A 9,646-nucleotide genomic window follows, 5' to 3' on the forward strand; every position below is an offset into this window, starting at 1 on the left:
CCATATGATTCTTTCTAATGATGGTTTGGTCGCTTTTCATTATAGATCTTATGGGACTTTTTTTCTACACAAAAATAGGCTCCATAAGATCCATAGGGGATTTACCCACTACAAATATTATAGAGCCGGTTTTTTTGTTCGGCATTAAAAATCTCATCTACAATTTTTACAATTCAAAAAGTGAGCCATCAGTTTGGCTCACTTCTTTTTTTCCATCCTTAGTTACGGTAAAAATGACTGTCTTTGTATTTTGGTGATTGGCCAATTGCCAAGACGTATTGGCTTCTATCCTTACCTGTCAATTCATTTTGGACTCCAGCTGAGGTAAAAATCAGACGCGCACCCTCTCCACCATCGTGCGTATTGCTCGAGATAACTAACTTTTAACGCATATCATTCAAGACAATAGACAAAGCAACTGGTGCCCATTTTGTGAAAACTTATTTTGAATACAGAGCATTTAAGTACCGGCCTCTACGCTACTATTGGTGGTGTTCATCCCAACTCGATAATTTATTCGCTATCCATTAAAGATTCCTAACTTAAGCAGTCACCCAGAATCGTCTAGATTTCTTTTCCAACCACTTCAAGTTAGTTAAAAACTAATCTATTCAATAAATACATTAATAATTTTTAAATAGAACTAATTTAAATATCTAGAATAAAATCTTGATTCATTCTATATATATCAAGCTTCATCTTCTTTTTTGCGTTTCGCAACCAAAGCTAGACCTACAAGACCAAGTGCAGCACCAAGTACAGCAATTTCAGATTTAGATTGTTCACCAGTGTTTGGCAACTCAGGACCTTTAGGTTTTTCTGGTGTTGGCGGTGTTGGTGGTGTTGGTGGTGTTGGCGGTGTTGGCGGTGTTGGCGGTGTTACCTTGTTGTTAAACTCAGTATCTTCAGGCATTTGTGAAGTAAGAGTCAACACTTTACCATCCTTAGTTACAGTAACTCCAACAGTCGCTACCATCTTATCGTACTCAATTCCAGCCTCTGTACCTTTCACTTCTTCTACGTGATAGATATATGTACCTTCTTGACCACGTTTGAACTCAAGAGCTGAGAACTTGATCTTACCTTCAGCATCATTGCTTACGGTTTCAATCACGTTACCATCTTTGTCTTTCAATACGAAGCTGAATTCACCAGCTTTCAACGCACGACCATCAAGTTTCTTAGTAAAATTAAACTGTGCTTTAACTGGAGCTACAACGTAGTTATTGAAAATTGTGTCATCTGCACCAGTTGCTTCACCTCCCGATGCAGTCATTTCAGTCTTAGCACTTAAAAGACCTGTAGTAATATCTTTAGTAACAGTAACTTTAACTGCGATAGTCATACTATCATAATCAATGTCTGTATCGTTACCTGCTTTTTCGCGAACGGTGTAAGTATGGGTTCCTTCTTTGTCATATGAAATGGCATCAAATTGGATGTTCCCATTAACGTCATTCTTCTTCGTTTGAATGGCAGTGCCATTTTCAAGCAATTCAAAGGTGAAGGCATCGGCTTCAAGGGCTTTTCCTTCCAATTTCTTAGTAAAATTGAATTGGGCACTTGTCGCTGCTGGTGTGAAGGTGTTGTTGAACTCTGTATCTGTTGGAAGGGCTTTGGTTGCTGTAAGGGTATGACCATCTTTCGTTACAGTCACTGTAACCTCTGCCTTCATTGGGTCATATGTCATTCCTGCTTCTGAGCCAGCGACTTCTTCTACTGTATACTTGTGAACACCTACTTCCTTGTTCTTGTAAGTGAGCGCATCGAATGAAACTTTACCATCGACACCATTAGTCTTCGTTTGAAGAACCGTACCATTCTCATCTTTCAAGACAAAACTGAACTCTCCATCTTTTAGAGTGCGTCCTGCCAAGACTTTACTAAAGTCAAATTGCGCTGTCACTGGAGCTACCGCATAGTTATTAAACTCGCTATCCGCTGGCATAACAACATTGGCTGTCAAGATACCTGTTGTTGCGTCTTTTGTGACCTTAACTGTCACTTCGGCGTTCATAGTATCGTAGTCAATGTCTGTATCTGTTCCAGCTACTTCACGAACGGTGTAAGTATGGGTTCCTTCTTTGTCATATGAAATGGCATCAAATTGGATATTTCCATGAACATCATTCTTCTTCGTTTGAATCACAGTGCCATTTTCAAGCAATTCAAAGGTGAAGGCATCTGCTTCAAGCGCTTTTCCTTCCAATTTCTTAGTAAAATTGAATTGGGCACTTGTCGCTGCTGGTGTGAAGGTGTTGTTGAACTCTGTATCTGTTGGAAGGGCTTTGGTTGCTGTAAGAGCATGACCATCTTTCGTTACAGTCACTGTAACCTCTGCCTTCATTGGATCATAAGTCATTCCTGCTTCTGAACCAGCGACTTCTTCTACTGTATACTTATGAACACCTACTTCCTTGTTCTTGTAAGTAAGCGCATCGAACGAAACTTTACCATCGTCGTCATTCTTCTTCGTTTGAAGAACCGTACCATTTTCATCTTTCAAGACAAAACTGAATTCACCATCTTTAAGGGTACGGCCTGCAAGAGCCTTACTAAAGTCGAATTGTGCTTTAACTGGAGCTACAACGTAGTTATTGAAAATTGTGTCATCTGCACCAGTTGCTTCACCTCCCGATGCAGTCATTTCAGTCTTAGCACTTAAAAGACCTGTAGTAATATCTTTAGTAACAGTAACTTTAACTGCGATAGTCATACTATCATAATCAATGTCTGTATCTGTTCCAGCTACTTCACGAACGGTGTAAGTATGGGTTCCTTCTTTGTCATATGAAATGGCATCAAATTGGATGTTCCCATTAACGTCATTCTTCTTCGTTTGAATGGCAGTGCCATTTTCAAGCAATTCAAAGGTGAAGGCATCGGCTTCAAGAGCTTTTCCTTCCAATTTCTTAGTAAAATTGAATTGGGCACTTGTCGCTGCTGGTGTGAAGGTGTTGTTGAACTCGGTATCTGTTGGAAGGGCTTTGGTTGCTGTAAGGGTATGACCTGCTTTCGTTACAGTCACTGTAACCTCTGCCTTCATTGGATCATAAGTCATTCCTGCTTCTGAACCAGCGACTTCTTCTACTGTATACTTATGAACACCTACTTCCTTGTTCTTGTAAGTAAGCGCATCGAATGAAACTTTACCATCGGCGTCATTCTTCTTCGTTTGAAGAACCGTACCATTCTCATCTTTCAAGACGAAGCTGAACTCACCATCTTTAAGAGTACGTCCTGCAAGAGCCTTACTAAAGTCAAATTGGGCTGTGACTGGGGCTACTGCATAGTTGTTAAATTCGCTATCAGCTGGCATTGTGACATTTGCTGTCAAGATACCTGTGGCTGCGTCTTTTGTGACCTTAACTGTCACTTCAGCGTTCATAGTATCGTAGTCAATATCTGTATCTGCGCCTGCCACTTCACGAACAGTGTAGGTATGTGTACCTTCTTTATCATATGAAATAGCGTCAAATTGGATCGTGCCGTCTGCCGCATTCTTCTTCGTTTGAAGCACTTGACCGTTTTCAAGCAACTCGAAGCTGAAAGCATCTGCCTCTAGGGCTTTGCCTTCAAGTTTCTTCGTGAACTTGAATTGGGCACTGGTTGCTGCTGGGGTGAACGTATTATTGAACTCTGTATCTGTTGGAAGAGCTTTGGTCGCTGTAAGGGTATGACTATCTTTCGTGACAGTAACTGTTACCTCTGCCTTCATTGGGTCATAGGTCATTCCTGCTTCTGAGCCAGCCTCTTCTTCTACCGTATACTTATGAACACCTACTTCCTTGTTCTTGTAAGTGATCACATCGAATGCAACTTTACCATCGCCATCATTCTTCTTCGTTTGAAGAACCGTACCATTCTCATCTTTCAAGACAAAGCTGAATTCACCATCTTTAAGAGTACGGCCTGCAAGAGCCTTACTAAAGTCGAATTGTGCAGTGACTGGGGCTACAATGTAGTTATTGAAAGTTGTATCATCTGTACCAGTTGCTTCACCACCTGTTGATATCATTTCGGTTTGGGCAGTTAACAAACCAGAATCTTCATCTTTTGTTACAGTCACCTTCACTGCGATAGTCATATCATCGTAGTCTACATCAGCCTTATCACCCTTCACTTCTTTAACAGTGTAGTTGTATACACCCACTTGATCAAACGACAATTCGTTGAAGTTAATCTTCCCATCAGCCTTGTTAGTCACCGTTTCATTAACATTGTTATCACCAATCAATGTAAAACTGAAATCCCCTGCATTTAAATTACCGTTCGAAAGCGCTTTATTGAATTCCAGATTTACTTTAACAGGAGATGATTTAAAGGTATTGTTGAACTCGGTATCAGTTGGCATAGTTGTTTGAGCTACATAGGAATCTCCACTAGCGCTTACCGTGATAATCACATCAGCTTTCATTTTATCGTAAGTCATACCAGTTTCAGAACCCGCCACTTCTTCAACCGTATAATGATAAGTTCCTGCAGAGTTGAACAACTGCGGAATAAAGGTTATATGTCCAAAACTATCATTTTTCTGAGTATCAACTACTTGACCCGTCTGATCAATTAAATTAAAGGTGAATTCACCAGCTTTTAACTTTCTTCCTTCAAGACTTTTTGTAAATGATAAATCGACTCTTGCTGGTTGTTTTGCTTTTGATGCTGAACCAGAACCACCCGCCTTAAATGCAAAAGTTGTTTGATAAGCTTGTTCCTCACCATTATTGTAAGTTATTTTGATGTTATTACCATGTTTTTCTTGTAATTCCTCATTGGTATTTGGTACCTTTTTCAATCTCGTCATATAACGAATGTAAATAAGTTCATTTAATCGCGCTATCTTGAAAGAAAAGCCAGTTGGACTTTCTTTTATATTTTCTAATAACTGAATAGCATTCCCTTTGGAAATCCACGGAGAAATCGACTGAACTCTTTCAGCTCTAAGAGCTTTTCCATTCCATAAATCTACATGATCTGAAGGAATAGATGCTGCACGACCTAAACGCCATGTTTCTTTCGTTTCTGCATCAAATTCGTCCAAAATAGGATCTCCATCTTGAACCAATTCTTGATCATCCGGAAGCGTATCAATTAATTGGTAATTTGTCAAAACCTGAGGAGCTACTAGACTACCTGAATTTAGACGAATGGTCCATTTGATTAGTTCAGGATGACCAATTACTGCCTCACCGTATTTTGTGACCTTGGTCTTTTCAACCGGTACAGGAGCACTCTCCGGTCCTACTGTTACTGTAATCTTTCGTCCGCTGAAATTAAGTTCCGTTGGTACATTTGGTTTAACATATGATTTCCAACCAGTACTAAATGTTAATGTGAATTGTTTAGCAACCTTGTTTTTCTCGAAATAGTCTGTAAAAGTGGTTATCACTTTGTTACTAACTGAATTAAGAAGAACATTACCAATCACTTCTCCACTGGGACCAGTTACATCATAATGTAGGCTCGTAGGAATTCTAATTTCATCTGGAATATCAACAACGACCTTATCATTTTGTTTAATTTCTAGCTCATCGGGTATTTCCATATGAATGATAGTTTCTGTTGGAGCATATAAACTATTTCCATTTGGAAAATTGACTTCAACATCTGGATTTTGTACAGTAATCGTATCACCTGTTTTAACGTAGGTTGTTTCACTACCTGAAGAAGGCGTCTCCCTTTTGGTTCGTCTTAATTTTTCTGTAGATTGCGTCTCCGTCTTTATCTCACTATCTACATTTTCAGGATCTTCTGTAAACTTTTTAGACGATGTAGAATTCAACTCAGTAGGAGCAACACTATTATTAGTAGTAATTACAGCTTCATTTGGTTGATTTTCATCCTTCTTTAATGTTGATATCTCATTTCGTTCAAGGTCATACTCTTTATTTTTATCTCCCTGATTTTCTGCTGTAACAATTGAGGTTTCTGTATTTGTAAGAGCCTTTACCTCATCCGCACAAACATTTCCTCCAGCAAATACCAGCGTTGACAATAAAACGGAAGCAACACCAACAGTATATTTCCGGATCGAGAAACGTTCCTTTGATTCATAAAAGTTATTTTTCATCTATATTCTCCTGTTTTTATAGCTGCATTTCATTTCGATTATAACATTATTAGATTTATGATGCAATTTTTTTCTTATTTATTTGTTTTTAATTTATTCGAATAATTTAAAAATCTCTGGAAACATTCTAGTCAACAATTAATATTTATTTAAAAATTTATTCAAATGATTTTTCAAATTCTATAGTCAAGTTACATTCTCTGTCCTATATTTGCCCCACTCTGAAATAGTTGCACTCAAGGTAATCTCAATTGTTCTATTATTAGAATCCGTTAGAAAAACTTTGAAACAGGACTTCAGAATGTAGACCAATCCCATCCAGTAATTAAAGAATTTTCTTTTTGGAGGTAGCGAAAACCTTAGAAATACTGAAGTATTTTTAAGAGTTTTTATCTAGTAAAATAAAAAGAATGAAGAAAATAGTCCAAAATGGACTTTTTCTTCATTCTTAAGCTCTGAATTTGGCTTCTTTGATATCATCCTTATTATCTTTCACTTTAAAGTGGACTTGTTCATTATCCAACTTAAACGTCGTATAAACTCGAATGATTTAAAATGTATGCTTCGAAAACATAAAAAAAGCAAGGGCGATTACGCACCCTTACTTCCTGTTCTCATGCTTAGTTACGGTAAAAATGACTATCTTTGTCGCTTGGTGATTGTCCGATTGCTAAGACATCTTGACTACCATCCGTACCAGTTAATTCATTTGCTACACCTGCTGGTGTAAAGATGAGGCGTGCACCTTCTCCACCATCGACAAGATGGATTCCTGTCGAATAGTAGCCATCTTTTTCCTCTACTTGGCCCATTTCATACTGGAAGGTTCCTTTTGAACTTTGAATGGTCACGATTCCATCCGTTGTAACTGTCGCTGTTGTTCCTGCATAGTTTTCCCAAGTCCCAAGGAATTTTGCGTAAGCTTCTGGAGATTTTTTCTTCTCTTCCTTCTTATCCGTTTGAGTGCTTGCGGAACTTGATGGGCTCGTCTCAGACTTATGCTCCTCTTTTTGACTAGCTTCTGTTTTACTTGATGACTCCTTGGTTACTTTAGAGGATGAAACCTCTTTGCTTGAAGATGCTGTAGTTTTTTCAGCATTTCCTCCACAAGCAGCAAGTGTCACCGCAGCCAACAAGGCAAGAGCTGAAAGACTGGTATAGCGCAATGTTTTTTTCATGATAATCTCCTTTTAAAATGATGATACAGTCTCATCTGCATCTAAACTAGCTAGCCTGAAATTACATATATTTTTGACGGCTAACCTGTAGTTTTCAGTGTATCATTTATTTCCATATAATTCAATAGTTATTTGACACCAAAAAAGGCTAATCCAATCAGGAATTAGCCCTTCTATTTTTAATAGATAAACATGGCATCACCAAAGCTAAAGAAACGATATTTTTGGTCAATAGCATGCTGGTAGGCTTCAAGGACCAATTCACGGCCTGCAAAAGCAGAAACGAGCATGACCAAGGTAGACTTAGGCAAATGGAAATTAGTAGAAAAAGCATCCACAACCTTCCAGTCATAACCTGGCTTGATAAAGATATTGGTCCAACCAGAGTCTGCTTGGATTTGACCGTCAAACTTGCTTCCGATGGTCTCTAGTGTACGGATAGAGGTTGTCCCCACAGCAATGACACGGCCACCATTATCTTTGACCTGACGCAAGGTCGCTGCAGCTTCTTCAGACAATTGATAAAACTCTGAGTGCATCTCGTGTTCATCCAGGTTATCTACCGAAACAGGTCTAAAGGTTCCAAGACCAACATGCAAGGTCAAGTAAACTAGGTGAACCCCTTTTTGCTGGATCTCTTCTAGTAATTCCTTGGTAAAATGTAGGCCTGCAGTTGGGGCAGCGGCTGAGCCACTTTCCTTGGCATAGACTGTCTGGTACCGTTCACGGTCATCCAACTTTTCATGGATATAAGGAGGCAGCGGCATTTCTCCAAGGCTTTCAAGCACTTCTAGGAAAATACCCTCATACTCAAAACGGACAATACGGCCACCATGGGTTAATTCCTCGGTCACGACTGCGCTGAGGCGACCATCACCAAAGATAACTCGGGCACCGACCTTGAGACGTTTGGCTGGTTTCGCCAAGACTTCCCATTCGTCTCCAGCTGTATTTTTCAAGAGCAAGAGTTCAACGTGTCCACCTGTTTCTTCCTTTTGACCATGAAGACGAGCTGGTAAAACGCGGGTATCATTCATAACTAGGGCGTCACCTGGCTCTAGCATCTCGATAATAGAGTGAAAATGGCGATCTTGAAATTCTCCTGTTTTGCGATTGACCATCAAAAGCTTAGAAGCATCGCGCTTTTCCAAAGGAGTTTGAGCAATTAGCTCCTCTGGCAAGTGGAAATCAAAATCATTGGTATTCATTGGTGTCATTTTTCCTTTTCTTTTCTAATATACTTATGATTAGCTATCAAAACGAACTTCTTCAAGCAAATACTCGATGAAGCGTTCACCCATCTTGGATAAGCTTGTCTTTTCATGCTGGATATAAACCAGCTCAATGGGATCATCAATATCAAGTGGAATCGAGACGATATTGTCTCCATTAAGATTACTATTGAGGATACCAGTCGCGATGGTATAGCCGTCCAAACCAATCAAGAGATTGAACAAGGTCGCACGGTCACTAACCACGATGGATTTCTTGTGGTGTTCCTGTGACAAAATCTCTTCTGAGAAATAGAAGGAATTATGGGTTCCTTGGTCATAGCTCAAGTATGGGAAGTCTTCTAGGTCTGCCAACTGCACCTTGTCTTTTTGGGCAAGTGGGTTGGACTTGCTGACAAAGATATGAGGTTGGGCTGTAAAGAGATGGTGGGCAACCAGATGGTTATCATCCAACATCTTAGAAAGGACATCACGGTTATAGCTATTTAAAAAGAGGACTCCGACTTCACTGCGGAAGTTCTTGACGTCGTCAATGATTTCCCAGGTTCTGGTTTCACGCAAAAAAAGCTCGTACTTTTCCATATCGCTCTTTTTGAGCAAGGAAACAAAGGCATTTACCACAAAAGCATAGTGTTGCGAAGACACACTAAAAAGCTCGCGATGAGCGATAGGGTTTTTATAACGTTCTTCTAGAAGTTGAGTTTGCTCAACAACCTGACGAGCATAAGATAGAAATTCCATTCCATCACGTGTAAGGGTGATTCCCTTAGGATTTCGGATAAAAATCTCAATCCCCATCTCATTTTCTAGATCACGAACCGCATTTGATAGACTAGGCTGCGTAATGAAGAGTTGCTTGGCAGCCTCATTCATCGAACCAGTCTCTACAATTTTGATAATATAGTGTAATTGTTGAATTCTCATGCTTTTATTGTACCATACTTGAGGCAATATAAAAAGAACCAGTCACTGAAAGCTCTGTGGCTAAGCTTAGATGAATGCTTTCAAATGACTTTATCTAGCGACCTAAAAAGAGAGAGTGGGACAGACAGCCATGACGACATAGCCGTCACCCACAGAAACACGAAAATAAAGACAAGAGCCCTCATTTAGAAGTATAATCTAAGTGAGGGCTTTGTGGTTGATAATTTCTTGAATATCACTTT

General features: G+C 39.4%; 4 protein-coding genes. All 4 read right to left on the bottom strand.

Going from position 1 to position 9,646, the window contains the following annotated elements:
• Window positions 1–688: 688 nt before the first annotated feature.
• The 4 genes from PCY08_RS09820 to PCY08_RS09835 all read right to left on the bottom strand — a co-directional run bounded on the left by PCY08_RS09820 (window position 689) and on the right by PCY08_RS09835 (window position 9,404).
• A complete protein-coding gene (locus tag PCY08_RS09820; RefSeq protein WP_301560218.1) occupies window positions 689–6,070 on the bottom strand; it encodes an FctA domain-containing protein in 5,382 nt (1,793 codons plus the stop codon).
• Between the two features lie 620 nt (window positions 6,071–6,690).
• Window positions 6,691–7,248, bottom strand: a complete 558-nt coding sequence (locus PCY08_RS09825; RefSeq protein ID WP_045763102.1) for a hypothetical protein — start codon at window positions 7,246–7,248, stop codon at window positions 6,691–6,693.
• A gap of 179 nt (window positions 7,249–7,427) precedes the next feature.
• On the bottom strand, window positions 7,428–8,456 hold the full coding sequence (gene queA, locus PCY08_RS09830; protein ID WP_301560219.1) for a tRNA preQ1(34) S-adenosylmethionine ribosyltransferase-isomerase QueA: 1,029 nt from the start codon (window positions 8,454–8,456) through the stop codon (window positions 7,428–7,430).
• 39 nt (window positions 8,457–8,495) lie between these two features.
• Complete coding sequence (locus PCY08_RS09835) at window positions 8,496–9,404, bottom strand: LysR family transcriptional regulator (protein WP_045763101.1); 909 nt, start codon at window positions 9,402–9,404, stop codon at window positions 8,496–8,498.
• Between the last annotated feature and the right edge of the window lie 242 nt (window positions 9,405–9,646).

The organism is Streptococcus sp. SO4 (assembly GCF_030440055.1).
GTDB classification, from domain to species: domain Bacteria; phylum Bacillota; class Bacilli; order Lactobacillales; family Streptococcaceae; genus Streptococcus; species Streptococcus nidrosiense.

Coding starts and splice junctions, on each gene's coding strand:
- PCY08_RS09825 (WP_045763102.1), bottom strand. CDS start 7,248: ATGAAAAAAACATTGCGCTATACCAGTCTTTCAGCTCTTGCCTTGTTG.
- PCY08_RS09835 (WP_045763101.1), bottom strand. CDS start 9,404: ATGAGAATTCAACAATTACACTATATTATCAAAATTGTAGAGACTGGT.
- queA (WP_301560219.1), bottom strand. CDS start 8,456: ATGAATACCAATGATTTTGATTTCCACTTGCCAGAGGAGCTAATTGCT.
- PCY08_RS09820 (WP_301560218.1), bottom strand. CDS start 6,070: ATGAAAAATAACTTTTATGAATCAAAGGAACGTTTCTCGATCCGGAAA.